The sequence below is a fragment of the Pseudomonas sp. 9.3L genome (assembly GCF_058536285.1).
Genome location: NZ_JBZUBK010000001.1, coordinates 2,091,703 through 2,117,810 on the forward strand (window position 1 = coordinate 2,091,703; position 26,108 = coordinate 2,117,810).

Here is a 26,108-nt window from a genome sequence, read left to right on the forward strand (position 1 = left end):
AGGGCGAGCCGCGCGGGTTTAGCGCGGCTTGCCCTGGGGTTACCGACGGCGGAAGAGGGGCAAAGGCTCATCAGTTGCTGCCTGGTAGGTTACTGCGAAATCTCGCAGCCCCTCCAACGCTTCGTAAGGGTCTTTGTCAGGGCGCACCGCGAAGGCATCGAAGCCGCAGCGGTGCAGATAGAACAGCTGATCGCGCAGCACGTCCCCAATAGCCCTAAGCTCGCCCTTGAAACCGTAGCGGTCACGTAACAGGCGCGCATTGGAATAGTTGCGACCGTCGGTGAACGCAGGGAAATTCAACGCGATCACTTGAAAGCTCGCGACCTCGTCGCCGATTTCTTCGGCTTCCTCGTCGGCGTCAAGCCACACACCCAAGCCGCCATCGCGGGCCTTGAGCGCGGTGGCATGGTCGCGCCATAGCCCCAGCGGAACAATGTAGTCGTCGCAGTTGCTCAGCTCATCGAAGGTGGCTGTTTTTGGCAGCAGGTGCCAGGTTTCGTCTACCACCTGGCCCTGCTTAATGATTCGCTGCATAGACGCGTTCCTTGAAGGGTTCGATGCCGATACGCTGGTAAGTATCGATGAAGCGCTCGTCTTCGGTACGGGTTTCGACGTAGACGTCGATGAGCTTGCCGATGACGTTCGCCATGTCGTCCTGGGCAAACGAGGGGCCGAGGATCTTGCCGATGCTGGCGTCCCGAGCGCTGCTGCCCCCCAACGACACCTGGTAGAACTCCTCGCCCTTTTTATCCACCCCAAGGATCCCGATATGGCCCACGTGGTGATGGCCACAGGCATTCATGCAGCCTGAAATGTTGAGGTCCAGTTCGCCGATATCGAACAGGTAATCCAAGTCGTCGAAGCGGCGCTGGATCGACTCAGCGATAGGAATGGACTTGGCATTGGCCAACGAGCAGAAGTCGCCGCCGGGGCAGCAAATGATGTCGGTGAGCAGGCCGATGTTTGGCGTGACAAAGCCTGATTCGCGTGCCTGTAGCCATAAGGCGTGCAACTGCGACTGTTCCACATCGGCAAGGATCACGTTCTGCTCATGGGAGGTTCGCAGCTGGCCGAAGCTGTAGCGGTCGGCCAGGTCGGCGATGGCATCGAGCTGTTTATCGGTGACGTCGCCTGGCGCGGTGCCGGTAGGCTTGAGCGACAGGGTGACCGCGGCATAGCCAGGGCGCTTGTGCGGCTGCACATTGCGCTGGCGCCAGCGTGCAAAGCCGGGGTGCTCGGTGTCCAGTGCAGCCAACGCCGAAGCTTGATCGTCTAACGCTTTATAGGTAGGGTCGACGAAGTGGCGGGCCACCCGGTGGACTTCCGCATCGGTGAGCGTAGTGGTGCCGCCACGCAGGTGCGCCATTTCAGCTTCGACTTTCTCCGCGAAGACGGCCGGGGTGAGCGCTTTGACCAGAATCTTGATGCGTGCCTTGTACTTGTTGTCCCGGCGGCCATAGCGGTTGTACACACGCAGGATGGCGTCCAGGTAGCTGAGCAAGTCTTGCCAGGGCAGGAATTCATTGATGAAGGCGCCCACCACAGGCGTACGCCCCAGGCCCCCACCCACGAGTACCCGGAAACCCAGCTTGCCGGCCGCGTTATGAACAGGCTCCAGGCCAATGTCATGCACTTCGATTGCAGCGCGGTCACTGGCAGCACCGTTGACCGCAATCTTGAATTTGCGGGGAAGGTAGGCGAACTCTGGGTGGAAGGTTGTCCACTGGCGCACGATTTCACACCACGGGCGGGGGTCAATCAGCTCGTCTGCGGCCACGCCAGCAAACTGATCGGTAGTCACGTTGCGCAAGCAATTGCCGCTGGTTTGAATAGCATGCATCTGCACCGTCGCCAGCTCGGCGAGGATGTCAGGGATGTCTTGTACGGCAGGCCAGTTGAACTGCACGTTCTGGCGGGTACTGATGTGGGCATAGCCCTTGTCGTAGTCACGGGCGATCTTGGCCAACATGCGCGCCTGACGCGAGGTGAGCTGGCCGTAGGGTACAGCTACGCGCAGCATGGGGGCGTAGCGCTGGATGTACAGGCCATTTTGCAGGCGAAGCGGGCGGAACTCTTCTTCGCTTAGCTCCCCAGCTAGGTAGCGGCGGGTTTGATCACGGAACTGCTTGACGCGGTCCTCGACGATTCTTTGATCGTACTCATCGTAAACGTACATAGGTGTCCTGTGTTCAGGCGGTAAGCGCTCACGGTTGCGCGGGCGAAAGATACCGGTTTTGGCTTATTCACTGAAGCGAAGTTTTCTTATAAGGAAATAGCCAATATCGATATGCATGCGCTTACCACTCACGATCCGACGGGCTGGATGGCGGTGAGGTGGATGCTGAGCTTGACTGACAGCAACGTCCTGCTGGACGCATAACAACAAAGGTACTCGTCATGCGCAATGTGTCTGCCAAATCAAAAAAAGCGTCCCGCCCGATCGATGCCTGGGCCACTGCGTTTATGGCCGTGCTGGTCATTGCAGCAGCTGTGTTCTGGATTACTACGCATTAGGGAATTGACCTTAGAGCAAAATGCTAAGTAACTGAATTTAAAGGATATAAACTTCCTATAAAAACAAGCGATAGCTCACGAATAGGCTGTGCTGTATGAATGCAGGCGGGGCCATTAAAAGCATTCGCGAGCCGGCGCTCACTCCTACGGAAGATTTTCGATAATGATCCTAATATATTGATAGTTAAGGAAAATTATTATTTGTTCAGGCGTCGATATCCTCTAGAAAAAATCTAGATAAGCTCCCTAAGTAATTGATTTTAAGCATCATATCCAAGGTTGGGTGACAGCCAGCGTTCTGTGATCGCTTGCGTCTGGCCCTTGCGTTTGGAATAGCGCTCTACCTGGTCTCGGTCTATTTTGCCCACGGCGAAATATTGGGCCTGAGGGTGCGCGAAGTACCAGCCACTGACCGCAGCGGTCGGGAACATGGCGAAGTGCTCAGTAAGGGTCACGCCACTGGTGCTTTCAGGGTCTAGCAAGTGGAACAAGGTGCCCTTTTCAGTGTGATCGGGGCAGGCCGGATAGCCAGGCGCAGGGCGTATGCCTCGGTACTGCTCGCGGATTAGCGACTCATTGTCCAGTTGCTCGTCAACAGCGTAACCCCAGTGCTCCTTTCGCACCTGTAGGTGCAGCCATTCAGCGCAGGCTTCTGCCAGGCGGTCCGCCAAGGCCTTGACCATGATGGAGTTGTAATCGTCGCCTGCATCCTGGTACGCCTTGGCCACTTCTTCGGCGCCAATCCCCGCAGTGGTGATAAAACCACCCATGTAATCGGTTACACCACTGTCTTTAGGGGCGACGAAATCTGCCAGGCACAGGTTAGGCTTGCCGTCCGGCTTGATGGTTTGCTGACGCAAGTGATGCAGCATCGCGCAGGGCTGGCCGTCTTCGCCATACACTTCGATATCATCGTCCGCCACCTGATTGGCTGGCCAGAAGCCGAACACGGCCTTGGCCCGGATCAGTTTCTCGTCAATGAGCTTGTGGAGCATGGCCTGGGCATCGTCAAACAGTGCTGTGGCGGCCTCGCCTACGACTTCATCGGTAAGAATGCGCGGGTATTTGCCAGCCAAGTCCCACGAGATGAAGAACGGCGTCCAGTCGATGAACTCCGCCAATACCTTCAAGTCGATGTCTTCCAGCACCCGCGTTCCGGTGAAACGCGGTTGAACAGGCTGGTAGCTTGCCCAGTCCCATTGGGGTTTGGCAGCCACGGCCTTGGCGTAGCTCAAGCGTTCGGTACGGCTGCCGCGTGCGGCGGTCCGTTCGCGCACCTCGGCGTAGTCCACGCGAGTACGTTCGACAAAGGCAGGCTTTAGCTCCTTGGACAGCAACTGTGTGGCTACACCTACGGCACGTGAGGCATCCGTGACGTACACCACCGCGTCGTTGCTGTAGCGCGGCTCGATTTTCACGGCCGTGTGTGCCTTGGAGGTGGTGGCGCCGCCGATCATCAGGGGCAGGTGGAACCCCTGGCGCTGCATCTCACGCGCTACGTGTACCATTTCATCCAGCGACGGTGTGATCAGGCCGGACAACCCGATGATGTCGCACTTTTCATCCCGCGCGGCCTGGAGGATTTTTTCCGCAGGCACCATCACGCCCAAGTCTACGATGTCGTAGCCGTTACACCCCAGCACCACCCCCACGATGTTCTTGCCGATGTCATGCACGTCGCCTTTGACCGTCGCCATGAGGATCTTGCCCTTGGCTTCGGGTTTGTCGCCTTTTTCGGCTTCGATAAACGGGATCAGGTGCGCTACGGCCTGCTTCATGACGCGGGCAGACTTGACCACTTGCGGCAAAAACATCTTGCCGGCGCCGAAGAGGTCGCCCACCACGTTCATGCCGGCCATCAACGGGCCTTCGATGACCTCGATAGGCCGGCTGAAGCCCTGGCGGGACAGCTCGGTGTCTTCCACGATGTGGGTGGTGATGCCCTTGACCAAGGCATGCTCAAGCCGTTTGTTTACATCCCAACCGCGCCATTCTTCGGTTTCCGCTTCCTTGATGCTGCCATCGCCTCGGTATTGATCAGCAATAGCGAGCAGCGCCTCGGTGCCCTCCGGGGTGCGGTTGAGCACCACGTCTTCCACACGATCGCGCAGCGCGGCAGGGATTTCGTCATAGATCTCCAGCTGGCCGGCGTTGACGATCCCCATGGTCAAGCCATTGCGGATGGCATGTAGCAGGAAGACCGAGTGAATAGCCTCTCTCACCGGGTTGTTGCCACGGAACGAGAACGACACATTGGAGACGCCACCGGAGGTGAGCGCATAGGGCAGGTTGTCACGAATCCAGCCGCAGGCATTGATGAAGTCGACTGCGTAGTTGTTGTGCTCTTCGATCCCTGTGGCCACGGCGAAAATATTGGGGTCGAAAATAATGTCTTCGGCCGGGAAGCCCACCTGGTTCACCAGGATGTCGTAGGAGCGGGCACAAATATCGATCTTGCGCTGCTGGGTGTCGGCCTGGCCCTGTTCATCGAAGGCCATCACCACCACGGCAGCGCCGTAGCGCTTGCACAGCGTGGCATGGTGGATAAAGGCGTCCACGCCTTCTTTCATGCTGATGGAGTTGACGATGCCCTTGCCCTGGATGCATTTGAGCCCAGCCTCGATCACTTCCCACTTGGAGGAGTCGATCATGATCGGCACCCGAGAAATGTCCGGTTCGCCTGCGATCAGGTTAAGGAAGGTCACCATGGCCTTTTGGGAGTCCAGCATCCCTTCGTCCATGTTGATGTCGATCACCTGTGCGCCCGCTTCGACCTGCTGTAACGCCACTTCCAAGGCTTCGGTGTAGTTGTCTTCCCGAATCAGGCGTGCGAACCGCGCCGAGCCGGTAATGTTGGTGCGCTCACCCACGTTCACGAACAAGGACTGGCGGTCGATGGTGAAGGGCTCCAGCCCCGACAGCCGGCACGCCTTCGGAATGTCCGGGATGGCGCGCGGCGCATGCTTGCCCACCGCTTCGGCAATGGCCTGGATGTGCGCCGGGGTGGTGCCGCAGCAACCACCTACGATATTCAGGAAGCCGCTCTGGGCGAATTCCTCGACCGTCTCGGCCATTTGCTCCGGGGTTTCGTCGTACTCGCCAAAGGCGTTGGGTAGCCCGGCGTTGGGGTGGGCGGACACATAGGTATCGGCCTTGTTGGACAGCTCTTCCAAGTACGGCCGCAGCTCGTGGGCGCCCAGTGCGCAGTTGAGCCCGACCGAGACGGGGCGAGCATGGCGCACTGAGTTCCAGAACGCTTCGGTGGTCTGCCCGGAGAGCGTGCGACCAGAGGCGTCCGTGATGGTGCCACTGATCATGATCGGAAGTTCGAAGCCCACTGCATCGAACACGCCCTGCACGGCAAAAATGGCCGCCTTGGCGTTGAGGGTATCGAAAATGGTCTCGATCAGGATCAGGTCTGCGCCTCCTTCGATCAAGCCACGCGTAGCCTCGGTGTAGTTGGTCACCAACTCGTCGAAGGTCACGTTGCGGTAGCCAGGGTTATTCACGTCGGGCGACAGCGAGCAGGTGCGGCTGGTAGGGCCTAGCACGCCAGCGACGAAGCGGGGCTTGTCAGGGGTCTGCAGCGTCTTGGCATCTGCCACCCGACGCGCAATGTGAGCCCCTTCCACGTTTAGCTCATACACCAGCGCTTCCATGCCGTAGTCGGCTTGGGACACCTGGGTGGCGTTAAAGGTGTTGGTTTCCAGAATGTCCGCGCCGGCGTCCAGATACGCCGCTTCGATGTCAGCGATGACATCGGGACGCGAGAGCAGCAGCAGGTCGTTATTGCCTTTGACATCGCTGGGCCAATCCGCAAAACGCTCGCCCCGGTAGTCGCTTTCTTCAAGGCGGTAGCTCTGGATCATCGTGCCCATGCCACCGTCGAGAATCAGGATGCGTTTCTTCAACGCGTCTTTGAAGGCGAGTTGGCGAGCGTGGCGGTCGGTCATGGAGGTGAACTCTGCTGCGGACGGTAAAGGCCGGGATGATAGCAAAGGGCAGGGGGGTTACGGCGATGCGTGCGCTTACATGAATCTGATTCATGTTGAGGGCGCTTACCCTGCCCCTTATCGGGGCACCGATGAAACATCCCTTTCATCATGCAGTCCCATGGATGAGTCCGCGTCTTGGGCGCGGTGGTATTTTGCGGCAAAGGTAATGTGGATGCTGATTTCGATTCAGGCGCTTCGCGCCATCGCTGCATGGATGGTCGTGTGCCACCATTTCATGCAGATTTTCTTTAATTTCGAAGGCGGCGGCGTCTTGGGGCATCTGTTTGCCTCCAAAGGATCAGTTGGCGTAGACATCTTTTTCGTCATAAGCGGCCTGGTGATTTACCTCTCCACCTACGGCAAGCCGGTGCAGGCCAAGGAGTTTCTGCTCAATCGCGCGATGCGCATTATACCCGCCTACTGGTTCTATACCTTGGCCATGGGTTTGCTGTTGTGGACCGTGGGTCGTTACATGCCGCATGGCGACATCAACTGGCCTACCTTCATACTCTCATTGTTGTTCATTCCATCGGAAAATCCCGGTGGTTATGGCTTGTATCCCACGCTTAACGTGGGCTGGACCCTCAATTACGAGATTTTCTTCTATGCGGTGTTCTCGCTTGCCTTCGTGGTGCCCAAAGCCTGGCGTGCGCCAGTGGTCGCTGTTGCGTTGCTGGTGAGCAGTGAGGCGTTCAGCCAGCTGGGCCTGTCGGCGCGGTTTTACGCCAACAACATCATTTATGAGTTCTTGCTGGGAATTGGCTTGGGCATCGCGTGGCGCCGCGGCTGGGTACGCAGCGGGCTATGGTTGCCCCTGGCGCTCATCGCAGGCTGTGCGGCACTGATTTACTACCTTGAGCCGAGCAACCGGCTGGTGAACTGGGGCCTGCCGAGCGCGGGCATTGTCGCGGCCTGCCTGGCGCTGGAGTCTCGGTTTGCTCATAACCGTGTGCTTAAAGCCCTGGGTGACTGCTCCTACTCGGTCTACCTGGTCCACCTGCTGGTGCTCTATGCAGGCTGGTTTATCACCACCCGGCTGAACGTCAACGCCTACTTGGTTTTTGCAGTGTTCTGCGTACCTACCATCCTGGCCACGTCGTGGTTGAGTTATCAATGGCTGGAAAAACGCTTGTATCACCGCATGAAAGCCTGGCTGTCGGGCCCGCAACCGACGCCAGCGAACGCCTTAACCCGACAAAATTACTAGGACTTTCTCCCGCGCCCGGTTTGCCGTAAACTGGGCGCCAGTCTGTGAGGAACCTACATGAGCGCAATAACCATTACCGACGCGGCTCAAGAGTACCTGGGTGACCTGCTGAACAAGCAGAACACACCAGGCATTGGCATCCGCGTATTCATCACCCAGCCAGGCACCCAGTACGCCGAAACCTGTATCGCGTACTGCAAACCGGGTGAAGAAAAGCCTGATGACTCGCCGCTGGGCCTCAAGAGTTTCACGGCCTGGATCGACGCAGTCAGCGAGCCCTTCCTGGATGCCGCTGTGGTGGACTACGCGACCGACCGTATGGGCGGTCAACTCACCATCAAGGCCCCTAACGCCAAGGTGCCCATGGTCAATGACGACAGCCCAATCAACGAGCGCATCAATTACTACCTGCAAACCGAGATCAACCCGGGGCTGGCCAGCCACGGTGGGCAGGTCACGCTGATCGAAGTGGTAGAAGATGGCGTTGCGGTGCTGCAGTTCGGCGGCGGCTGTCAGGGCTGCGGGCAGGCAGACGTCACCCTCAGGGAAGGCATCGAGCGTACCCTGCTCGAACGCATTCCCGAACTCAAAGGCGTGCGGGACGTTACCGACCACAGCGTCAAAGAAAACGCCTACTACTAAGCCTTCCCGTACAGGGCCACGGCTGTAGCCCTTGCGGTCTTATTCGGTGCTAGCGGGTCGGTACAGGTGAGCCCGTCCCGCCCTGTACAGGGCGGAATCCTCGAACACCTCGTTGCCCAGCACCCGCCCTACCAGAATCAGCGCAGTGCGCCTGAACCCTTTAGCCGCGACCTGCTGTTCAATATCGCCCAAGGTGCCGAGCGCCCAGTCTTGGTCAGGCCAGCTGGCTTTGTAGATCACCGCAACGGGGCAGTCGGCGCCATAGGAGGGTAGCAGTGTGGCCACGATGGCTGGCAAATGGCTGATCCCTAAGTGAATAGCCATTGTGGCCCCATGTCGGGCAAGGTCGGCCAGCGCCTCGCCGGGCGGCATCGGCGAACGCGTGCCGTAACGCGTCAGGATCAGTGTCTGGGACACGCCAGGTAACGTCAGCTCACTGCCAAGCAAAGCTGCACAGGCCGCCACTGCAGTGACCCCCGGTATGATTTCGTAGGGAATATCAAGGGCCTTCAGGCAGCGAATCTGCTCGCCAATTGCGCCATACAGGCTTGGGTCCCCAGAGTGCACCCGGGCCACATCCAACCCCTGCCGGTGGGCCTGGACGATTTCCTCGATAATCGCTTCCAGGTCAAGCTCGGCGCTGTTTATCACGCGCTGCGCCTGATGCTGGCGCAGCACCTCCCTTGGGACCAAAGAACCTGCGTAAATAATGACCGGGCAACCTTGTATGAGGCGCAGCCCCTTGACAGTGATGAGGTCAGGATCGCCGGGGCCGGCGCCTATGAAGTACACGGTCATCGAAATACCTGTGGAGGGGAAGAGGCCAGCGGCATGGCCAGTGCGACGGTGGCGCTAGGGCTTTGCAGGCGGGTAACCAGCAGTTCAGGCACGGTGCCAGCAAGCGAAGCGCAGTGGGCCAGGGCTGCGCTCTCAGCCACACCTTGGCACCCTGTATGGTGCCAACTCACTGCCGAGCGGTGGCTGAGTAGCGCTTCGAAGCGCGCCATGGCCGGCGCGCTATAGCCTGCCAGCGTCAGGCACAGCTCGGTGGCCAACGCCATCAGCCCTGGCGCCTGCAGGCGCCCTTCGAAGGTAGCGATGCCTTGAAGGTTAGCCGGGCTCGCGTTGGCGGTTATCAAGGCCTTGCTCAGCAGCACCCGCAATTCCTCCAGCGAGCAGCCCTGACGGCAGCCGAAGCCCGCCACCAGGCAGTGACCCTTACCTACCACAGACTCAGGCTCTCGGATCGGCGGCGGAACAGCCAGGTACTGAGCATGCCCAATACCAGCCAGAACACCAGGTTGATAACGTGGGCTACCCAACGGAACTGCTGTTCCAGCGCCTCTGGCGCCAGGCTTTCATGGGTTAGTGGCTGCGGCGCCCCTATCAGGTGAGGTAGGGCTAAGAGTACGGCAGCGGTGGCCTTGGCCATCCAGTTTTGAACAAAAACCAGCAGCGCTAGGCCCAGCGCAGTGCACACCGCCGTGCCCGCCCACCACAATTGCCGAGACACCAGGTCTGCGGCCGCAGTACCGGGTAGTTCAGGCGGCAGCCCTAGCGTAGGGGCGAGGGTAAATACGGCGTAGCCCGCCAGCCCCCAGAGCGGGCCTTCGGCCAAGCGCCCAGGACGTCGCAGGGTATACAACCCTGCCAGGATCAAACCAAACCCCACGGCTACCACTAAATTGCCGCCGGTCGTAGACACCACTCGCTGCCAGCCCTCTTCAGGCGCCCAAGCCGGTGCCTCATGCTCGGGCGTGTGGCTATGCGCTTCCAGCGTAGGGGCGGCCTGTTCGTAGGTTTCAGCCTGCAAGATCAAGGGCGACAGCCACAGGCTTTGCATCAGGGTAAGCAGCAGAGCAGCGAACAGCCCGGCAAAGCCTGCGGTACGCACGATATGCAGCATCATCACGGGCACCTCAATGGCAGGGGAAGGCAGCGCTATGGCGCGTGTCATGGGCGGCGTTGTGAACCGCCGAAATGTGCGAAAACCCTGCGAAATAGACCAGGCTTGCGCCCAGCACAACGGCTATGCAAGCCGCAGCAATGCGTTCGACGTGGGTAATAGGGCGGGTGACAGCAGGGCTGGTAGCGTTGGAAGGCATGTCGCGTCCTCGGTAGGGTACGAGCAGGCACGCCAGCCCCTTGCCAGTCAGACAAGGCAGCACAGCCTGCCCACCGCAGGGATGTCGATGTATGACGCTCGGGCCGGTCTCCGGGCTTGCAAGGGGAAGGGCTTAAACCCTGCCTATTCGCTTCCCCTTCCCATGCCAAGGCACAGTGGATTGGAAGCGCGCTTGCTTACCGTTGCGGGGGCAGCACCGGACTGTAAAGAGCCATATGGCTCACCGGTTTCCCGTTTCACCCTGTGAGGGGCACCCGAACGAAAGGCGTAAGGAAAGCATGCCAGGTGTGATTGGTCAAATAGCAGCGGAGGATGCAAAACGCCCCGGTCAGGCCGGGGCGTTGGGGCAGTGGGTGGCACAGGCGCCAGCGGCTTTAGCCATTGGTGTCGTTGAAACCGCCGCGCTGCAAGTACTGCACCTTATGCACGGCACCCTGGCTGTCCTGGTAGACCATGGTCACAGGCACCACGCCACGCTTGGCGCTCACGTCGGTTTCAGACAGAACTTTCTGCACGTCCAAGTGCATGCCGTACTGGTAGGCATCTACTGGCACGTTACTGGTTACGCTGCGATCAGCCCCATCTTGAGCGAAGGCGCTGGTGGCGAAGGCAGTCGCGAGCGCGGCGATGGCAAAGGCGGTTTTCATGGTGGTCCTCGTGGAATGACTTGGGTTTCTGTGGGGTTCAGTAAACCGCTAATGGCACTGTTCGAGAAATTGAACACCATGGTGGCGATAATCATTATTTTTAATAGAACCTTCTTGCCGGAAGCCGCTGCGGGCAAGAAGGCAGACAGCAGACGGGAAGGTTTACAGGTGCAGTGCGTGCCCCAAGGCCCTTAGTGCAGCCTCTTGTACGGCTTCACCCAAGGTGGGGTGGGCATGAATGGTGCCGGCAATGTCTTCCAGGCACGCACCCATCTCCATGGACTGCGCAAACGCAGCGGCGAGTGCCGATACCCCTGTGCCAACGGCCTGCCAGCCGAGGATCAGGTGGTTGTCAGCACGAGCGACCACGCGCACAAAGCCGCTGGTATCGCCCAGGGTCATGGCACGGCCATTGGCGGCGAAGGGGAAACTGGCCACCAGTGCGTCAGGCGCGGCGTGCTCAGGCAACATCCCGACGGTAACGATCTCAGGGTCCGTGTAACACACGGCAGGAATGGCCGCGGGCATGAACTGGCGTACCTGGCCCGCGATGATTTCAGCCACGATCTCCCCCTGAGCCATGGCCCTGTGGGCCAACATCGGTTCGCCGGTCACATCGCCGATGGCCCATACATTGGTCATGCTGGTGTGGCACCGCGCATCCACCTTCACTGCCCTGCCATTCATGACCAGATCCAGGCGCTCCAACTGATAACCCTGGGTACGCGGCGCACGGCCCACGGCCACTAGCACGCGGTCTACCTTTAAAGTCCGCGCGTCCCCCGTGGGCGTGCGGACGGTCAACTGCTCGGCGCCCTGTTCGTACCCTTCCACGCTGTGGCCAGGCAGCATCTCGATACCGAGGGTGGCGAGCCGCTCCATCACCGGCTGGGTCAATGTGGCATCGTAGGCCGGCAATAGCCGAGGCTGCGCTTCGATCACTGTCACCTGCACGCCCATCTTGCGGTACGCGATACCCAGCTCCAGGCCGATGTAACCGCCGCCTACTACAGCCAGGTGGTGGGGCAGGTCGGACGGGGACAAGGCCTGGGTTGAATCGATCACCGCGTCACACACAGGCAGCCCCGGCAGGCTCACACTGTGCGAGCCCGTAGCCAGCAGCAGGTGCTCGCAGTGAATGCGGGTATCGCCCACGTCGAGGGTTTTACCGTCCACGATCTGGCCATGGCCACGGATAACCCTCACTTGGTGTTTCTTGAGCAAAGCCGCCACACCTGTGGTCAGGCGGTCCACCAGGCTGTCTTTCCAGCCGATGGCCTTGCTCAGGTCCAGCAAGGGGTGGCTGGCACTCACGCCAAACGGGGTAGGGGTACTGAGTTGATGAAGGTGTTCCGCCACATGAATCAGCGCTTTGGAGGGGATGCAGCCTACGTTCAGGCACGTGCCGCCCAGCGCATGCGCTTCCACCAGTACGGTCGGGATGCCCAGCTGGCCTGCGCGGATCGCTGCCACGTAGCCGCCAGGGCCCCCACCCAAAATAAGCAATCGGGTTTCCACTGTGTTCATGGTCGAGCCTTATTCGATAAAGAGTGTGGCGGGCTGTTCCAGCAGTTGGCGCACCGCTTGGATAAAGCGTGCGGCGTCCATGCCGTCAACCACGCGGTGATCAAAGGAGCTGGAGAGGTTCATCACCTTGCGCACGACGATCTGCCCGCCTACAACCCGGGGCACGTCCATTATTTTGTTCACGCCTACAATGGCGACTTCAGGCAGGTTGAGCACAGGGGTGGACACGATGCCCCCCAGCGCGCCCAGGCTGGTGAGGGTAATGGTCGAACCCGAAAGCACCTCACGCTCGGCCTTGCCATGACGCGCGGCCTCGGCGATGCGAGTGATCTCGTTGGCATTGCCCCACAGGCAGCGGCTTTGGGCGTTACGTAACACGGGCACCAGCAGGCCATTGTCACCTTGAGTGGCGATGCCTACATGCACTGCACTGTAGCGCTGGATCACCTGGCGCTCATCGTCGTAGCGCGCATTGAGTTGCGGGAAGTCCTTGATCGCGACCACCAGAGCGCGCACCAATAAAGGCAGTAGGGTCAGGCGGCCACGGCTGGCGCCCCAGCGGTGATTGAGTTGCTGGCGTAGCGCCTCCAAGGCAGTCACATCCATCTCTTCCACGTAGGTAAAATGCGCCGCGCGCTGAGTAGCCTGTTGCATCCGCTCGGCGATTTTGCGCCGTAGGCCAATCACGGGTATGGCCTCGATCGCCTCTTCGTTCGCTGCTGTAGCCTGAGGGCGGGCCGTGCCATGCGCCCACTGGTCAAGATCCGCCTGCACGATACGCCCGGCCGGGCCGCTGCCTTGCAGGGCGCAGAGGTCGATACCCGCGTCCCAGGCGCGTTTACGCACCGCCGGGGAGGCCAGCGGGCGCTCCCCGGTCATCGCTGGGCTCGCAACGGCAGGTGCGGTGGCAGGGCTTTCCGGCGGCGCAGGCGGGGTCGCTGGCACGGGTGGTGAGGCCGGCGCGGCGTCTACCACTACGGGCGCGGGCTGTGCCTGAGCATCGCCCTTGAGGTTGCCAGCGCCCTGAACCTCCAGCCGAATCAGCTCGCTGCCTACCGCCATCGTCTGGCCAGGCACCGCACCCAACGCGATCACCTGACCCGCCACAGGGCTGGGAATTTCAACGGTAGCCTTGTCGGTCATCACGTCGGCCAGTACCTGGTCTTCGGACACGGTATCGCCCACCTTTACAAACCATTCCACCAGCTCCACCTGGGCAATGCCTTCGCCGATGTCGGGCATCTTGATCACATGCTGGCCCATCAACGCACCTCCATGACGCGCTTGAGGGCGGCGCCGACGCGCTCTGGCCCTGGGAAGTAAGCCCATTCCTGGGCATGAGGGTAGGGGGTGTCCCAGCCCGCAACACGTTCGATCGGAGCCTCCAGCCAATAGAAGCAATGCTCCTGAATCAGCGCCAGAAGCTCGGCGCCCAGCCCGCAAGTTTGCGTGGCTTCATGCACGATCACGCAACGCCGGGTTTTTTTCACCGAGGCCACCAGGGTGTCCAGGTCCAGGGGCCATAAGCTGCGCAGGTCGATCACCTCGGCGTCTATACCGGTTTCCATCGCGGCGGCTACCGCCACGTGCACGGTGGTGCCGTAGGTAATGACCGTGACGGCACTGCCTGGGCGGGTGATGGCTGCTTCATCGAGGGGGACGCGGTAGTAGCCGTCGGGTACCTGACTGGCCACATGACTCGCCCACGCGGTAACCGGGCGGTCGTGGTGGCCATCGAAGGGGCCGTTGTACAACCGCTTGGGCTCCAGGAAGATCACCGGGTCGTTGCACTCGATGGCCGAGATCAGCAGCCCCTTGGCGTCATAGGGGTTAGAGGGCATCAAGGTGCGAAGGCCGCACACTTGGGTAAAGATGGCCTCCGGGCTCTGGCTGTGGGTCTGACCGCCATAAATACCGCCACCGCAGGGCATGCGCACGGTAATGGGCGCCGTAAAATCCCCGGCAGAGCGAAAGCGCAGGCGCGCAGCCTCGGAAGTAAGCTGGTCATACGCAGGGTACACGTAGTCGGCGAACTGAATCTCGGCTACAGGGCGCAAACCGTAGGCACCCATGCCCACCGCCACACCGACGATCCCGCTCTCTGAAATGGGCGTATCGAACACGCGGCTTTTGCCATGTTTGGCCTGTAAGCCTTCGGTGCAACGAAATACGCCGCCGAAGTAGCCCACGTCCTGGCCGAAGGTAACCACCGTGGGATCGCGTTCCAGCATCACGTCCAGGGCTGAGCGGATGGCCTGCACCATGGTCATGGTCCGCGTTTCTTCAGCCTGGAGTGGGTGATCGAGTTGTTGTGCGATATTCATCGGTCAAATCCCCATCTGCTGGCGTTGGCGACGAAGGTGGGCAGGCATGTCCTGGTACACGTCTTCGAAAATAGTAGCGGCGCTGGCATAGGAATCACCGCCCAGGGTGCCGTGTCGCTCGGCCTCCCGGGTGGCGGTCACCACCTCCTGCTCCAATTCCGCGATCAGGGCCTGGTGCTGGGCCTCGGACCACTCGCCCAGCACGATCAGGTGCTGCTTGAGGCGCTGGATCGGGTCACCCAGGGGAAAGTGCGCCCAGTCGTCTACCGGCCGGTATTTAGAGGGGTCGTCGGACGTGGAGTGGGGGCCGCCACGGTAGGTCACCCATTCGATGAGTACCGGCCCCAGGTTGCTGCGTGCCCGCTGCGCAGCCCAGCGTGACACCGCATACACCGCAAGAAAGTCATTGCCGTCCACCCTCAGCGAGGCGATCCCGCTGCCTACTCCACGGCCAGCGAAGGTACTGGCCTCCCCCCCGGCAATGTGCTGGAAGCTGGAGATCGCCCATTGGTTATTCACCACATTGAGGATCACCGGCGCGCGGTACACATGGGCGAAAGTCAGGGCCGTGTGGAAGTCCGCTTCGGCGGTGGAGCCATCGCCGATCCACGCCGAAGCGATACGGGTGTCGCCGCGGATCGCAGAGGCCATGGCCCAGCCGACACCCTGCACGAACTGCGTGGCCAGGTTGCCGGAAATACTGAAAAACCCGGCCGCCTTGTTGGAGTACATCACCGGCAACTGGCGCCCCTTCAGGGGGTCAAGCGCGTTGGAGAACAACTGGCAGATCATCTCGAACAGCGGCACCTGCCTGGCCATCAGGATGCTTTGCTGACGGTAGGTGGGGAAGCACATGTCGTCGGCGTTCAAGGCAAGCGCGTGGGCAGCACCAATGGCTTCCTCGCCCAGGCTTTGGACGTAGAAGGACATTTTCTTTTGGCGTTGCGCAGTGACCATGCGCGCATCAAACACCCGTGTTTTTACCATGGCCCGCAACCCGGCGTGGAGGGTGTCGAGGGCAATGGGCTCGGCCCAGGGGCCCACGGCCTGGCCATCGTCGGCCAGTACCCGCACAAGGCCCACGGCGAGGTCGGCGGTGTCTTGAGCGTCACTGTGAATCGGCGGCTTGCGTGCGCTACCTGCAGGGCTCAGGCGCAGGTAACTGAAGTCGGTCTTGCAGCCCGGTCGACCCGAAGGCTCAGGCACGTGCAGGCATAACGGCTGTTGGGCGTTCACGTCTCACAACCCTCTATCTTGTGTTTATTGGGGAGTTGCTGGAGCACTAGCACACTGATTTTAGGCCGGGGCAGCGAGAGAGTTTTTCTCTTTTAGCGAGAGGCAGCCCCGTGCCGCAGGGTAATTAATCTGCAAAGCCAGGCTTATAGAGAATGTTTGCCTGCGCTGAGGCGGCCCTATAGGTATAGGGCAGGACGCTTGCAGGCCGTCGAAACTTTTTCCACCTCGCTGCTACTAAGGCACACGTCACCTCGGGTCAGGCTATGGATCGGTACGCACCACGCCAATGGCAGCCACATGAAAAACCCAATCTGCCGGGATCGCCGTCTACGCCGTTGCACCCCACCTCCCGCCGAGTGGCCTATGCTCTGGTGGGGCTGCTGGTGGGTATCACGGGCGGGCTGGGCAACGCCTTGGTCACGGCTAACCTGATCTACTTGCAAGGCGCGCTGGGGGTGACCAGCGCCGAGATCGCCTGGTTGCCGGCAGCCTACGTGATGACCAACGTGACCATGAACCTGCTGCTGGTGAAGTTTCGCCAGCAGTTTGGCCTGCGCGCGTTCACTGAAGTGTTTCTGGCACTGTATGTGGTCGTCACCCTGGCGCACCTGTTCGTCAATGACCTGGGCTCGGCCATTGCGGTACGCGCCGCTCACGGCATGGTCGGTGCCGCCTTAAGCTCGCTTGGCTTGTACTACATGATTCAGGCGCTGCCGGCCAAATGGCGGCTCAAAGCCTTGGTGCTGGGCTTGGGCACGGCGCAGCTTGCCTTGCCCCTGGCCAGGCTGGTGTCTGAGGACCTGCTGCAGATCGCTGAGTGGCGGGGCTTGTACCTGTTCGAGTTGGGGCTTGCCATCAGCGCACTGGGCTGTGTGCTATGGCTCAAGCTGCCGCCCGGCGACCGCTTCAAGACGTTCGAGCCTCTGGATTTCTTGACCTTCGCGCTGTTGGCCCCAGGCATCGGGCTGTTGGTTGCCGTGCTTTCACTGGGCCGCATCGACTGGTGGCTGGAGGCGCGCTGGATCGGCATTGCCCTGGCCGCATCCATCGTGCTGATTTTCATGGGCTTGTGCATCGAGCATAACCGCCGCAACCCTTTACTGATGACGCGCTGGTTGGGCAGCGGCCCGATCCTTCGCCTGGGGCTGGCAGTGGTGCTCATTCGCATGGTCACCTCAGAGCAATCCACCGGGGCGGTCGGCTTCATGCAGTACCTGAATATGGGCAGTGAACAATTGTTCAGCCTCTACATGGTCATGTTGATCGGCAGTGTGGCGGGCCTTGCGGTAAGTGCGCTGACGATTCACCCCGATCATTTATTCAGGCCATTATTGATCTCCGTGGCGCTGATGGCCGTGGGGGCGCTGATGGACAGTTTTTCCAGCAACCTCACGCGCCCGCCACAGCTGTATGTGAGCCAGTTCTTGTTGGCATTCGGCAGCACCTTTTTCCTGGGGCCTACCATGGTGCTGGGCACCCGAAACGTGATCGCCAACCCCCGTAACCTGGTGAGCTTTTCCGTGCTGTTCGGGATCGCGCAAAACCTGGGTGGGCTGCTGGGCTCGGCGCTGCTGGGGACTTGGCAGGTGATACGGGAAAAATTTCATTCCAGCTTGCTGGTCGAGCAACTCCTGGCCACCGACCCCAGGGTGGCCGCCCGTATCCAGAGCACGGCTGCCAGCTATGCGCAGGTCATCACCGACCCCACCGCACGTACTACCCAAGGTGTTCGTGCGTTGGGTGCGGCAGCCACGCGGGAGGCCAATGTCATGGCCTACAACGACGTTTTCATGCTGATCGCGATCATCGCTATCCTTACCTTGATCTGGATGTCGGTGCGGGTGCTGTGGCTGTCCACCAACGCCCGTGCCGCCCAGGCAGCCAAGGCTCAACCCCCGGGCGCACCCTCATGACTGAACCCACCCAAGCCACCACCACCACGGCCATCGCCGCCACCCCTGAAGGCCAGGCGCCGGCCTCGGCGCAGACCGTGCAACCGCGGTCGGGCAGGGCGCGGTTGTTTTCAGCCCTGACCTTCGGCGGCCTGGCCATACTGGGGGTCATGGTGGTGCTGTATGCCTGGCAACTACCCCCCTTCGCCAGCCCCATCGAAAGTACAGAAAACGCCTACGTCAGGGGTCAGGTAACGCTAATAAGCCCCCAGCTCAGTGGCTATGTCTTTGAAGTGCCGGTCAAGGATTTTCAGTACGTGAAGGCAGGCGACCTCTTGGTGCGCCTGGACGACCGCATCTACACCCAGCGCCTGGCCCAGGCGCAGGCCAATGTGGCGTCCCAGCAAGCCGCGCTGGCGAATAATCGTCAGCAAACCCGAAGTGCCCAGGCGACCTTGGAGCAACGCAAAGCCGCCATTGGCAGCGCGGACGCTCAAACCCGCAAGGCGGCTGCTGACCTGCGTCGAAGCCTTGCCCTGATTACCGATGGTTCGATCTCGCAAAGTGAGCTGGACGTGACCCGCGCCGCTGCCGCCCAGGCGCAAGCCAACCTGGCACAAGCCAAGGCCGCGGTGCGCATTGCCGAGGAGGACGTGCGCAGCGTGGCGGTCAACCGGGACGCGCTGGTAGCGGCGGTCGACAACGCACAGGCAGCGCTGGCGCTGGCCCGTATCGACCTTGCCAATACCCGGGTGCTAGCGCCGAGAGATGGCCAACTGGGGCAAGTTGGGGTACGCCTCGGGGCTTGGGTAAATTCCGGTGCTCAACTGATGGCCTTGGTGCCTGAGACGTACTGGGTGATTGCCAATTACAAGGAAACGCAGATGGCCAGCGTGCGGCTCGGGCAACGGGCGTCGTTTACTGTAGACGCCCTCAACCACGCTCGGCTCACCGGCCGGGTTGAGGAAATTTCTCCCGCTACGGGTTCGGAATTCAGCTTGTTGCAGGCGGATAACGCGACCGGCAACTTCGTCAAGATCGCCCAGCGTATCCCTGTGCGTATTCAGATCGATGCCGATCAAGCCAACCGTCGGCGGTTAAGGCCGGGTATGTCGGTGGTGGTCAGCGTGGACACCAGCCAGGTGCCTGAACAGGACCGGCAAGGCGAGCCGCCAGCGGCTGAGCCGGCTACACACCCGTAGTGGGCGCCAGCGGCAGCCACAGCTCAGCGGTGGTGCCGCCAGGGTTCGCACTGCGCAGCACCAGGCGGCCGCCGGTTTGCTCGGCCATGCCATGCACCATCGACAGCCCGAGGCCCGTACCCTGGCCAATCCCCTTGGTGGTGAAGAAAGGCTCAGTTGCCCTTGCGAGCGTGGACGCATCCATGCCAGTACCCGTGTCGTGCAAGGCCAGGCAGGCATAAGGCCCCGGTGTGAGCCCCAAGGCGGGTGGGCACGCAAGGTGCTCACTCAACTCAAGGCGCAAGGTACCACCCTCGGGCATGGCGTCGCGGGCATTCACGGCCAGGTTCACGATTGACAGCTCCAGCTGGTTTACGTCTGCCAGCACCGGGCGCAGCCCAGGGCCGAACGACGCCTCCCACTGCACCCGGGGGCCTAGGGAGCTTTGTAACAGCCCAGTCATGCCATCCACCAGCGCAGGCAGGTCCACAGGCACCAGGTTCAGATGCTGGCGCCGAGCGAACGCGAGCATCCGTTGCATCAGCGATGCTCCGCGTTGCGCGCCCTGTATGGCGTTGTCGACCAGAAGGGTCACGCGAGGGTCGTCAGGCAAACGTTTGCGGACGACTTCCAGGCTGCCCAGTACCACCGTGAGCAGGTTGTTGAAGTCATGAGCGATGCCGCCGGTCAACTGCCCCAGCGCTTCCATTTTCTGGGACTGGAACAGCGCTTCTTGCGCCTCTGCGAGGGCCAGTTCCTGTTCGCGAGCGTCGGTCATGTCTCGGGTCACTTTGGCAAACCCCACCAGGCTGCCCGCATCGTCCCTGACGGGATTGATCACCACGCTGGCCCAAAAGGTGGAGCCATCTTTGCGCACGCGCCAGCCTTGGCATTCGAAGTGCCCCGCATGCAAGGCGGCCTGCAGATTGCGCGCCGGCTCGCCCTTGGCACGCTCCGCTTCGGGGTAAAACAGGGAAAAGTGCTGGCCGATGATGTCTGCCGGCGAGTAGCCCTTGATGCGCTGGGCGCCGGCGTTCCAGTTAGTCACCACACCATTGGGGGCTAGCATGTAGATCGCGTAGTCGGTCACCGCTTCGATCAATAAGCGATGACGGGCGTCGTTGTCGCTAACCGAGTCAGGGCGGCCACTTGATTCACTGCGGCTAATCAACGGCATCAGGCGTTACTCAGTCAAGGCGTGGGCAGCGGCGGTCGGGACGCTAGGCGTAGTGGCGTGATTTTACCTGGCCCGCCCAGAAGTGATATGCCGGCTTTTCGCTATCAGTGTTTTTCGTGCGGTGCTTGAAAGAAACTTTTCAGTCCGGTTGGCTTTCTTAAGCACAGAGGCCTGTGATGCACAGACAGGCCACTCGGAGTGCGGGCCGGTCGCCCGCGTGAGATGAGGTGTACGATGCGCAACAAAACATCCGCGGTAATGTTGGCGGGCTTCCTGTGCCTGGCGCCGTTCATGGCCCAAGCTACTGACGAGAAGAAAAGCGACTGCAAGCCCGATCAAGTGTGGGACAACTTCCTTGGTCATAAAAAGTGCTATTCCCATGGTGACAAAGCGCCTGATCAGTACACCTCCGAAAAACTCGCCATCAAGGACTGGAAAGCTAAAGGCCTGAAAGCACCTGATGACGACGCCCAGTGGGTCGAGATCAGTGGCAGGTACGTGATGATCAACCGCGAGAACTCGGTGATTAAAGAACTCGGTCCTATGGCCCGCAAGAAGTAATCTGCGCTCGGCAGGGTGAGCGTGTGGTGCCCACCCTGTTAGCGGTTCATCTCTATCTCGTTACACCTTCTCGGTCAGTGTTCATCGGTCCACTGCGTGAGATGGTTGTCGGCGGTCTTGTGGCCTACGTAGCCACCACCACGACGTTGATATTCCAGGGTTGCCAACTGCGCCTTGCGGGCAGACCACTGGCCCGGTTCTCCGCCTTTATCACCCTCGGTCATTTCTTTTTTTATCTGCTCCCACAGGCGCGGATTGTCTTTTTTTGCAGTAGCGCTCATTAGGGCGTTCTCCAAGGCTTTTCTGTCCGACTCCAATCAGGGGCACCTGTTCCTGGCCGCCGTTGCGTTCGCCGCTGACTCACAGCGCTCTTGAGTCATGCATGTACTTCGCCCAGCGCCCGCTACAGGTTGCCTACGTGGTTATCAGCGAAACTTCCCAGCCTCCGAACCTTCATACATCTAGTACCCGGCACGGTTTACCTGCCCGGCCCTTTATTGTCTGGAGGTTGTCATGGCTGAAAACACCTGTAATTGCAGCGGCTGCGAATGCGGCCAGTCTCATGGGAAAGGGGTTGAAGTAGAAGGGAAGTGGTACTGCTGCGTACCGTGTTCCGTTGACCACCTCGACAGCCAGCCTTGCGTGATGGACGGCTGCCATTGCGGCAGCAAGGGCGTTAAAACCCGAGAGCCTGCGCAAGACAATGACAAGGTGGACCACGCCGTGGAAGAAACCATGGACGCCAGCGACCCTATCTCGCCTTGAGGCAACCTCTTGCTCTTCACACGCACGCCATGACCCCGGCCCTTCGACCCTGGCAACGGCATAGCGCCTAGAGTCGGCATGGCCGGGCGCTATTAGCGGCCACACGCCAAGTGATTATTCGCTGGCAAGCGGTGTGGGCTGAATGATCTCTACCCAGTAGTCATCCGGGTCTTTGATAAACGCCAGGCTTTTCATGCGCCCATCGCTCAGGCGCTTCTGGAAGTTCACGCCCAGCGCTTCAAAACGTTCGCAAGCAGCGACTACATCAGGCACCGAGACACAGATGTGGCCAAAGCCGCGCGGGTCGCTGTTGCCATTATGGTAAGGCACGCTGGTGTTCTGTTGGGAACCGTGGTTATGCGTTAACTCAAGTACGCCTGGGATGGACTTCATCCAGCGGTTACGCTCTGTCGCATCCAGCGGAATAGTCTCGCGGTCTACTAACGCCAGAAAATAAAGGCTGAACTCCGCTTCGGGGAAGTCGCGCTTTTCAACCAGGCTAAAACCGAGTACTCGCGTATAGAAATCCAGCGAGCGGTCGATGTCTTTTACACGCAGCATGGTGTGGTTGAACACAAAACCTTGAGTGGCTATATCCGGTTGAGCGGTGACACCCGGCACGGTATTCGGTTCTTTGAGGGTCATAAGGACTCCTGATACTTACTTACGAAGGGAGATGAGTGTGTAACGAAAGGTGTTGAAGCGAGGGGGGCAAGGCGCGAGGAGGGTAATGCCAATAGCAGAAAAGAAGAAGCCCGCCGAAGCGGGCATATGGGGCGCTATTCCTTTAGCGGTCTTCATCCTGCGCGCATGCCTGTGAAAAAAGCGTGAAGCCATGTGCCGTTCAGCGACGAACCCAACCTTCGACGGTGTCTGCGCCGTATTGGTCTTTCCAGGCACGCAAGCCGCGGTGATTGCCGCCCTTGGTTTCGATCAACTCGCCGGTTTCCGGGTTTTCGTACACTTTGACCACACGGGCGCGGCGGGTTTTAGGCGAGGTGGAAGCAGCCGCGCGCGGTACGCTTGGTTTGGACGGGTCGAGCAGCGCGATGATATCCCTCAGCCCCTTGTCGTAGTGCTTCATCATATCGAGCAGTTTTTGCTCGAATTCGATTTCGCGTTTGAGGCCTGAATCGTTTTTCATGACTTCTAATTGAGCAAGCTGTTCTTGCAGGGCTTTTTCTGCGGCGCGAAATTCAGCGAGTCTGGACATGGGCAGTGGCTCCGGCCTAATGATTCATGTAGCCGGAGCATAGTACTTGCTCAAGGTTAAGTAAATAATCTCAGGAAGTGTTTAAGTTGCAGGCTTAGTTATTGTAGGGCGGCGTGGGCATGCTCCAACTCACGGATATGTTGGCGATAGCGCTCATACACTACCTGGTACGCCTCCACATGCGTGGCAATAGGCTCGCACCGGGTGGAGGCGTCCACGTGAACACAGCGGGCGCACAACGCTTCAAGGCTGGCAGCGCCTGGGGCGGCGCACCAGGCGGCCTGGATGGCCGCGCCAAGCGCCGCCGCCTCAGGCTCGTTGGTGCAAACTACCGGTGTTGCCATCACATCGGCCACGAGTTGCCGCCACACCGGGCTTTTGGAGCCTCCCCCCACCAGGCGAATGTCCGCGCTGTGCATGCCGGCTGCGCGCAGCAGGTCCAGCCCGTAGCGCAGCCCGAACGTAGTGCCTTCCACGGCGGCTCGGCTAAGGTTGGCAGGGGTCAAGTTAGTGGCCGTCAGGCCCAGCAGCGTGCCGGTGGCGTGGGGCAGGGCGGGTACCCGTTCGCCATTGAGGAAGGGTAGCATCAACAGCCCGCCTGCCCCGATCGGCGCCTGTGTTACATGCTGGTTGAAGGTGGTCAGGTCCACTGCGAGCAGTTCGCGCACGGTACTGGTGACGTTCGTCAGGTTCATGGTGCAAATTAGCGGCAACCAGCCCCCTGATGACGAACAGAAGGTCGCCACTGCAGGTTCACTGCACACCACCGGCGTTGGGGTATAGCCGTACACAGTGCCCGACGACCCCAGGCTCATGGTGAACAGGCCAGGGTGGATGTTGCCGGTACCGATGGCCCCCATCATGTTGTCGCCGCCACCGCTGGCAACCAGCACGCCAGGGTTGAGCCCAAGCGCTGCCGCCGCCTCTGGCAGCAGCGTGCCCACGGGTTGGTCGGCGCGCACCAGGGTGGGCAGGGCCCGGCTCAGGCGGCCGGTAGGGTCGATACTGTCCAGCAGAGGGGTATCCCACCGGCGTTGCCGCACGTTGAAGTAACCTGTTCCCGATGCGTCACCGTACTCGGTGCAGCGCTGCCCGGTCAGCCAGAAGTTCAGGTAGTCATGGGGCAGCAGGATGCTGTGGATACGCTCGAACACCGCTGGAAAGCAGTCCTGGGTCCACAGCAGTTTGGACAGGGTGTAGCCAGGTGCAATGGCCACGCCCAGGCGTGCCAGTGAGCCCTCGGTGCCACCCAGCAGCGCCAGCAGGCGTTCATTCTGCTCGGTGCTTTCAGTGTCGCACCACAGCTTGGCCGGGCGAAGCACCTGGCCTTCGGCGTCCAGCAGCACTAACCCGTGTTGCTGCCCTGACACACCAATGCCTTCGATAACCTGGCCGGCGATGCCCGCCGCGGCCAGTGCGGCCTGGCAGGCGTGTGTCAGCGCCTGAACCCACTCGGCCGGATCTTGTTCGCGGCGGCCATTAGGGCCGCTGATCATGGTGTGTTCCGCAGTGCCCCGGCCGATGACCTGGCCGCTGCGGGTATCCAGTACCAAGGCCTTTGTGCCCTGAGTGCCACAATCGATGCCTAGGAACATGGCGCGTTCCTGTCTGCATTCAGCGCCTTGAGCGCGCCGTCCACGCCGTGGGCACGCAATTGCCTCAATTGATGCTCGAACGCTTCGACGAACGCTGCGCAAGCAGGTACCTGGCTGCCAAAGATCTCCTCAGTGCCCAACAACCGTTGCGCCAGCCCCTCATCCGCAGCCACCAGATCCTGGCAGAAGGCTGCGCGGGGGTCGGGAATGCTGTACTGCTGGCCCTTTTCATCGCGCCCGCGCAGGTAAAGCGCCCAGGCCGCGACCACCAACGCCGCACGACGCAGGTCGCCACCGCGCTTGATCAGCTCATTAAGCGTCGGCACGGTGAACTTGGGGAATTTCGACGAGCCGTCCGAGCACACACGCTCCAACTGGTCAGCGATGGCCTGGTTCGAGAAACGGGCAATCAGGGTGTCTTTATAATCAGTCAGGTCAATGCCCGGCACTGGCGCCAACTGTGGGGTGACATCCAGGTCCATGTAGTCGCGGATGTACTGGGTGAACAGTGGGTCGTTCATGGTTTCGTGGACGAACCTGTAGCCCTTCAAAAACCCCAGATAGGTCAGCGCCAGATGGCTGCCATTGAGCAGCTTGAGCTTCATCTCCTCATAAGGGGTAACGTCGTCGGTGAATTGCACGCCAACGTCTTCCCAGGCGGGGCGGCCGTCGCAGAAGTTGTCTTCCAGTACCCACTGCACGAAGGGCTCACACACTACCGGCCAGGCGTCTTCGATGCCGTGGCGTTCCAGCAACTGCTGACGGTGAGCGGCGCTGGTCATGGGGGTAATACGGTCCACCATGGCATTGGGGAAGGTGACGTTGTCGGCGATCCAGCCCGCCAAGCCCTCGCCATAGGCATCGCCGGCCAGGGTCGCGAAGGCCAGCAGCGCCTTGCGTGCCACCTGGCCGTTGTGCGGAAGGTTATCGCAGGACATCAGCGTGAACGGCTTAGTGCCCGCTGCCCGGCGTCGCTGCAAGGCTGCGCAGACGAAGCCAAACATGGTCTTGGGTGCCTGGGGGTGCGCCAGGTCGTGCTGGATCAACGGCAGGTGCGCCATGAACTCGCCCGTGCTGTCGTCAATGCAGTACCCGCCCTCGGTGATGGTCAGCGACACGATACGGATCTCAGGCTGGGCCATGCGGGCAATCAGGGCCTCGGGGCCGTCCTCGGCCAGCACCATGTGGCGAAGGGCGCCGATCACACGCACTTCGGTGTCGGGGTTATCGCCTAATTCAAACAGCGTGTAGAGGTGGCCCTGGCCAGCCAGGTCATCGTGCGCCTTACGGTCTTCAGCGCGCACCCCGGCGCCACAGATGCCCCAGTCCAGGGCTTTACCCTGGTTCATCAGGGCATCGGTGTAATAGGCCTGGTGGGCGCGGTGAAACCCGCCCACGCCGATGTGAATGATGCCTTCGGTTACCGTCTCTAGCTGATAGCGGGGGCGTTTCACGGTATCGGGCAGGTTATCCAGGCTGTTGAGGTCGAGCTTCATGGGAGGTTGGC

Annotated in this window: 24 protein-coding genes and 1 riboswitch; of the genes, 6 read left to right on the forward strand and 18 right to left on the reverse strand. The window is 60.7% G+C overall.

What is annotated here, in order from left to right:
* Positions 1-39: 39 nt before the first annotated feature.
* The 3 genes from AC4LE2_RS09580 to metH form a co-directional block, all read right to left on the reverse strand.
* Positions 40-534 (reverse strand): DUF934 domain-containing protein, encoded by a 495-nt coding sequence (locus AC4LE2_RS09580; RefSeq protein ID WP_491825528.1) that lies wholly within the window; start codon positions 532-534, stop codon positions 40-42.
* Entirely contained in the window at positions 518-2,176 is a 1,659-nt protein-coding gene (locus tag AC4LE2_RS09585) for a nitrite/sulfite reductase (protein ID WP_491825529.1), read from the reverse strand. The genes AC4LE2_RS09580 and AC4LE2_RS09585 overlap by 17 nt, the downstream gene beginning before the upstream one ends.
* Positions 2,177-2,774: 598 nt before the next feature.
* Positions 2,775-6,467, reverse strand: coding sequence for a methionine synthase (metH, locus tag AC4LE2_RS09590; protein ID WP_491825530.1), 3,693 nt, complete (start codon positions 6,465-6,467; stop codon positions 2,775-2,777).
* A gap of 214 nt (positions 6,468-6,681) precedes the next feature.
* Between metH and AC4LE2_RS09595 the strand changes: the two genes are divergently transcribed.
* A complete protein-coding gene (locus AC4LE2_RS09595; protein ID WP_491825531.1) occupies positions 6,682-7,716 on the forward strand; it encodes an acyltransferase family protein in 1,035 nt (344 codons plus the stop codon).
* Positions 7,717-7,773: 57 nt separating this feature from the next.
* Positions 7,774-8,358: a Fe-S biogenesis protein NfuA gene (nfuA, locus tag AC4LE2_RS09600; protein WP_491825532.1), complete on the forward strand. Its 585-nt coding sequence runs from the start codon at positions 7,774-7,776 to the stop codon at positions 8,356-8,358.
* A 39-nt stretch (positions 8,359-8,397) separates the two neighbouring features.
* On the opposite strand, the gene cobM is transcribed toward nfuA, so the two are convergent.
* From cobM to AC4LE2_RS09645, 9 genes are all read right to left on the reverse strand, one after another.
* Positions 8,398-9,156 carry a precorrin-4 C(11)-methyltransferase gene (cobM, locus tag AC4LE2_RS09605; protein ID WP_491825533.1) on the reverse strand — a complete coding sequence of 253 codons (759 nt, stop codon included), beginning with the start codon at positions 9,154-9,156 and terminating at the stop codon, positions 8,398-8,400.
* A complete protein-coding gene (locus AC4LE2_RS09610) occupies positions 9,153-9,587 on the reverse strand; it encodes a cobalamin biosynthesis protein (protein WP_491825534.1) in 435 nt (144 codons plus the stop codon). Before AC4LE2_RS09610 ends, cobM begins: the two co-directional genes overlap by 4 nt.
* Positions 9,581-10,267 carry a CbtA family protein gene (locus tag AC4LE2_RS09615; RefSeq protein WP_491825535.1) on the reverse strand — a complete coding sequence of 229 codons (687 nt, stop codon included), beginning with the start codon at positions 10,265-10,267 and terminating at the stop codon, positions 9,581-9,583. The genes AC4LE2_RS09610 and AC4LE2_RS09615 overlap by 7 nt, the downstream gene beginning before the upstream one ends.
* Positions 10,268-10,277: 10 nt before the next feature.
* Complete coding sequence (locus AC4LE2_RS09620) at positions 10,278-10,463, reverse strand: CbtB domain-containing protein (protein WP_491825536.1); 186 nt, start codon at positions 10,461-10,463, stop codon at positions 10,278-10,280.
* A gap of 84 nt (positions 10,464-10,547) precedes the next feature.
* A riboswitch (cobalamin riboswitch) is annotated at positions 10,548-10,756 on the reverse strand.
* A 101-nt stretch (positions 10,757-10,857) separates the two neighbouring features.
* Positions 10,858-11,130 carry a DUF2790 domain-containing protein gene (locus tag AC4LE2_RS09625; protein ID WP_491825537.1) on the reverse strand — a complete coding sequence of 91 codons (273 nt, stop codon included), beginning with the start codon at positions 11,128-11,130 and terminating at the stop codon, positions 10,858-10,860.
* Positions 11,131-11,292: 162 nt separating this feature from the next.
* Positions 11,293-12,657, reverse strand: coding sequence for a dihydrolipoyl dehydrogenase (gene lpdA / locus AC4LE2_RS09630; RefSeq protein ID WP_491825538.1), 1,365 nt, complete (start codon positions 12,655-12,657; stop codon positions 11,293-11,295).
* Positions 12,658-12,666: 9 nt separating this feature from the next.
* Positions 12,667-13,920: a dihydrolipoamide acetyltransferase family protein gene (locus AC4LE2_RS09635; protein WP_491825539.1), complete on the reverse strand. Its 1,254-nt coding sequence runs from the start codon at positions 13,918-13,920 to the stop codon at positions 12,667-12,669.
* Entirely contained in the window at positions 13,920-14,981 is a 1,062-nt protein-coding gene (locus tag AC4LE2_RS09640) for an alpha-ketoacid dehydrogenase subunit beta (protein WP_491825540.1), read from the reverse strand. Before AC4LE2_RS09640 ends, AC4LE2_RS09635 begins: the two co-directional genes overlap by 1 nt.
* Positions 14,982-14,984: 3 nt before the next feature.
* A complete protein-coding gene (locus tag AC4LE2_RS09645; protein WP_491825541.1) occupies positions 14,985-16,217 on the reverse strand; it encodes a 3-methyl-2-oxobutanoate dehydrogenase (2-methylpropanoyl-transferring) subunit alpha in 1,233 nt (410 codons plus the stop codon).
* A gap of 263 nt (positions 16,218-16,480) precedes the next feature.
* On the opposite strand from AC4LE2_RS09645, the gene AC4LE2_RS09650 reads away from it, so the two are divergent.
* Positions 16,481-18,130, forward strand: coding sequence for an MFS transporter (locus AC4LE2_RS09650; protein WP_491825542.1), 1,650 nt, complete (start codon positions 16,481-16,483; stop codon positions 18,128-18,130).
* Positions 18,127-19,311 carry an HlyD family secretion protein gene (locus AC4LE2_RS09655; RefSeq protein ID WP_491825543.1) on the forward strand — a complete coding sequence of 395 codons (1,185 nt, stop codon included), beginning with the start codon at positions 18,127-18,129 and terminating at the stop codon, positions 19,309-19,311. The genes AC4LE2_RS09650 and AC4LE2_RS09655 overlap by 4 nt, the downstream gene beginning before the upstream one ends.
* Here the strand turns inward: AC4LE2_RS09655 and AC4LE2_RS09660 are convergent.
* Entirely contained in the window at positions 19,298-20,467 is a 1,170-nt protein-coding gene (locus tag AC4LE2_RS09660) for a PAS domain-containing sensor histidine kinase (protein ID WP_491825544.1), read from the reverse strand. The genes AC4LE2_RS09655 and AC4LE2_RS09660 overlap by 14 nt on opposite strands.
* 234 nt (positions 20,468-20,701) lie before the next feature.
* Between AC4LE2_RS09660 and AC4LE2_RS09665 the strand changes: the two genes are divergently transcribed.
* On the forward strand, positions 20,702-21,028 hold the full coding sequence (locus AC4LE2_RS09665; RefSeq protein ID WP_491825545.1) for an RcnB family protein: 327 nt from the start codon (positions 20,702-20,704) through the stop codon (positions 21,026-21,028).
* A gap of 74 nt (positions 21,029-21,102) precedes the next feature.
* Here the strand turns inward: AC4LE2_RS09665 and AC4LE2_RS09670 are convergent, their stop codons facing one another.
* Entirely contained in the window at positions 21,103-21,309 is a 207-nt protein-coding gene (locus AC4LE2_RS09670; protein ID WP_491825546.1) for a hypothetical protein, read from the reverse strand.
* A 232-nt stretch (positions 21,310-21,541) separates the two neighbouring features.
* Here AC4LE2_RS09670 and AC4LE2_RS09675 point away from each other — a divergent pair, with 232 nt between their 5' ends.
* Positions 21,542-21,793 carry a metallothionein gene (locus tag AC4LE2_RS09675; RefSeq protein WP_491825547.1) on the forward strand — a complete coding sequence of 84 codons (252 nt, stop codon included), beginning with the start codon at positions 21,542-21,544 and terminating at the stop codon, positions 21,791-21,793.
* 114 nt (positions 21,794-21,907) lie between these two features.
* Here the strand turns inward: AC4LE2_RS09675 and gloA are convergent, their stop codons facing one another.
* The 4 genes from gloA to AC4LE2_RS09695 form a co-directional block, all read right to left on the reverse strand.
* Positions 21,908-22,438 carry a lactoylglutathione lyase gene (gene gloA, locus AC4LE2_RS09680; RefSeq protein WP_491825548.1) on the reverse strand — a complete coding sequence of 177 codons (531 nt, stop codon included), beginning with the start codon at positions 22,436-22,438 and terminating at the stop codon, positions 21,908-21,910.
* A 199-nt stretch (positions 22,439-22,637) separates the two neighbouring features.
* Positions 22,638-23,006: a histone-like nucleoid-structuring protein, MvaT/MvaU family gene (locus AC4LE2_RS09685; RefSeq protein WP_491825549.1), complete on the reverse strand. Its 369-nt coding sequence runs from the start codon at positions 23,004-23,006 to the stop codon at positions 22,638-22,640.
* A 98-nt stretch (positions 23,007-23,104) separates the two neighbouring features.
* Entirely contained in the window at positions 23,105-24,601 is a 1,497-nt protein-coding gene (xylB, locus tag AC4LE2_RS09690) for a xylulokinase (RefSeq protein WP_491825550.1), read from the reverse strand.
* Positions 24,592-26,097 carry a mannitol dehydrogenase family protein gene (locus AC4LE2_RS09695; RefSeq protein ID WP_491828103.1) on the reverse strand — a complete coding sequence of 502 codons (1,506 nt, stop codon included), beginning with the start codon at positions 26,095-26,097 and terminating at the stop codon, positions 24,592-24,594. Before AC4LE2_RS09695 ends, xylB begins: the two co-directional genes overlap by 10 nt.
* Positions 26,098-26,108: the final 11 nt, after the last annotated feature.

Coding starts and splice junctions, on each gene's coding strand:
- AC4LE2_RS09580 (WP_491825528.1), bottom strand. CDS start 534: ATGCAGCGAATCATTAAGCAGGGCCAGGTGGTAGACGAAACCTGGCAC.
- AC4LE2_RS09635 (WP_491825539.1), bottom strand. CDS start 13,920: ATGGGCCAGCATGTGATCAAGATGCCCGACATCGGCGAAGGCATTGCC.
- AC4LE2_RS09640 (WP_491825540.1), bottom strand. CDS start 14,981: ATGAATATCGCACAACAACTCGATCACCCACTCCAGGCTGAAGAAACG.
- metH (WP_491825530.1), bottom strand. CDS start 6,467: ATGACCGACCGCCACGCTCGCCAACTCGCCTTCAAAGACGCGTTGAAG.
- AC4LE2_RS09650 (WP_491825542.1), top strand. CDS start 16,481: ATGGATCGGTACGCACCACGCCAATGGCAGCCACATGAAAAACCCAAT.
- AC4LE2_RS09665 (WP_491825545.1), top strand. CDS start 20,702: ATGCGCAACAAAACATCCGCGGTAATGTTGGCGGGCTTCCTGTGCCTG.
- AC4LE2_RS09615 (WP_491825535.1), bottom strand. CDS start 10,267: ATGATGCTGCATATCGTGCGTACCGCAGGCTTTGCCGGGCTGTTCGCT.
- AC4LE2_RS09675 (WP_491825547.1), top strand. CDS start 21,542: ATGGCTGAAAACACCTGTAATTGCAGCGGCTGCGAATGCGGCCAGTCT.
- AC4LE2_RS09695 (WP_491828103.1), bottom strand. CDS start 26,097: ATGAAGCTCGACCTCAACAGCCTGGATAACCTGCCCGATACCGTGAAA.
- AC4LE2_RS09585 (WP_491825529.1), bottom strand. CDS start 2,176: ATGTACGTTTACGATGAGTACGATCAAAGAATCGTCGAGGACCGCGTC.
- nfuA (WP_491825532.1), top strand. CDS start 7,774: ATGAGCGCAATAACCATTACCGACGCGGCTCAAGAGTACCTGGGTGAC.
- AC4LE2_RS09655 (WP_491825543.1), top strand. CDS start 18,127: ATGACTGAACCCACCCAAGCCACCACCACCACGGCCATCGCCGCCACC.
- AC4LE2_RS09620 (WP_491825536.1), bottom strand. CDS start 10,463: ATGCCTTCCAACGCTACCAGCCCTGCTGTCACCCGCCCTATTACCCAC.
- AC4LE2_RS09595 (WP_491825531.1), top strand. CDS start 6,682: ATGCTGATTTCGATTCAGGCGCTTCGCGCCATCGCTGCATGGATGGTC.
- AC4LE2_RS09685 (WP_491825549.1), bottom strand. CDS start 23,006: ATGTCCAGACTCGCTGAATTTCGCGCCGCAGAAAAAGCCCTGCAAGAA.
- AC4LE2_RS09670 (WP_491825546.1), bottom strand. CDS start 21,309: ATGAGCGCTACTGCAAAAAAAGACAATCCGCGCCTGTGGGAGCAGATA.
- cobM (WP_491825533.1), bottom strand. CDS start 9,156: ATGACCGTGTACTTCATAGGCGCCGGCCCCGGCGATCCTGACCTCATC.
- AC4LE2_RS09625 (WP_491825537.1), bottom strand. CDS start 11,130: ATGAAAACCGCCTTTGCCATCGCCGCGCTCGCGACTGCCTTCGCCACC.
- xylB (WP_491825550.1), bottom strand. CDS start 24,601: ATGTTCCTAGGCATCGATTGTGGCACTCAGGGCACAAAGGCCTTGGTA.
- lpdA (WP_491825538.1), bottom strand. CDS start 12,657: ATGAACACAGTGGAAACCCGATTGCTTATTTTGGGTGGGGGCCCTGGC.
- gloA (WP_491825548.1), bottom strand. CDS start 22,438: ATGACCCTCAAAGAACCGAATACCGTGCCGGGTGTCACCGCTCAACCG.
- AC4LE2_RS09660 (WP_491825544.1), bottom strand. CDS start 20,467: ATGCCGTTGATTAGCCGCAGTGAATCAAGTGGCCGCCCTGACTCGGTT.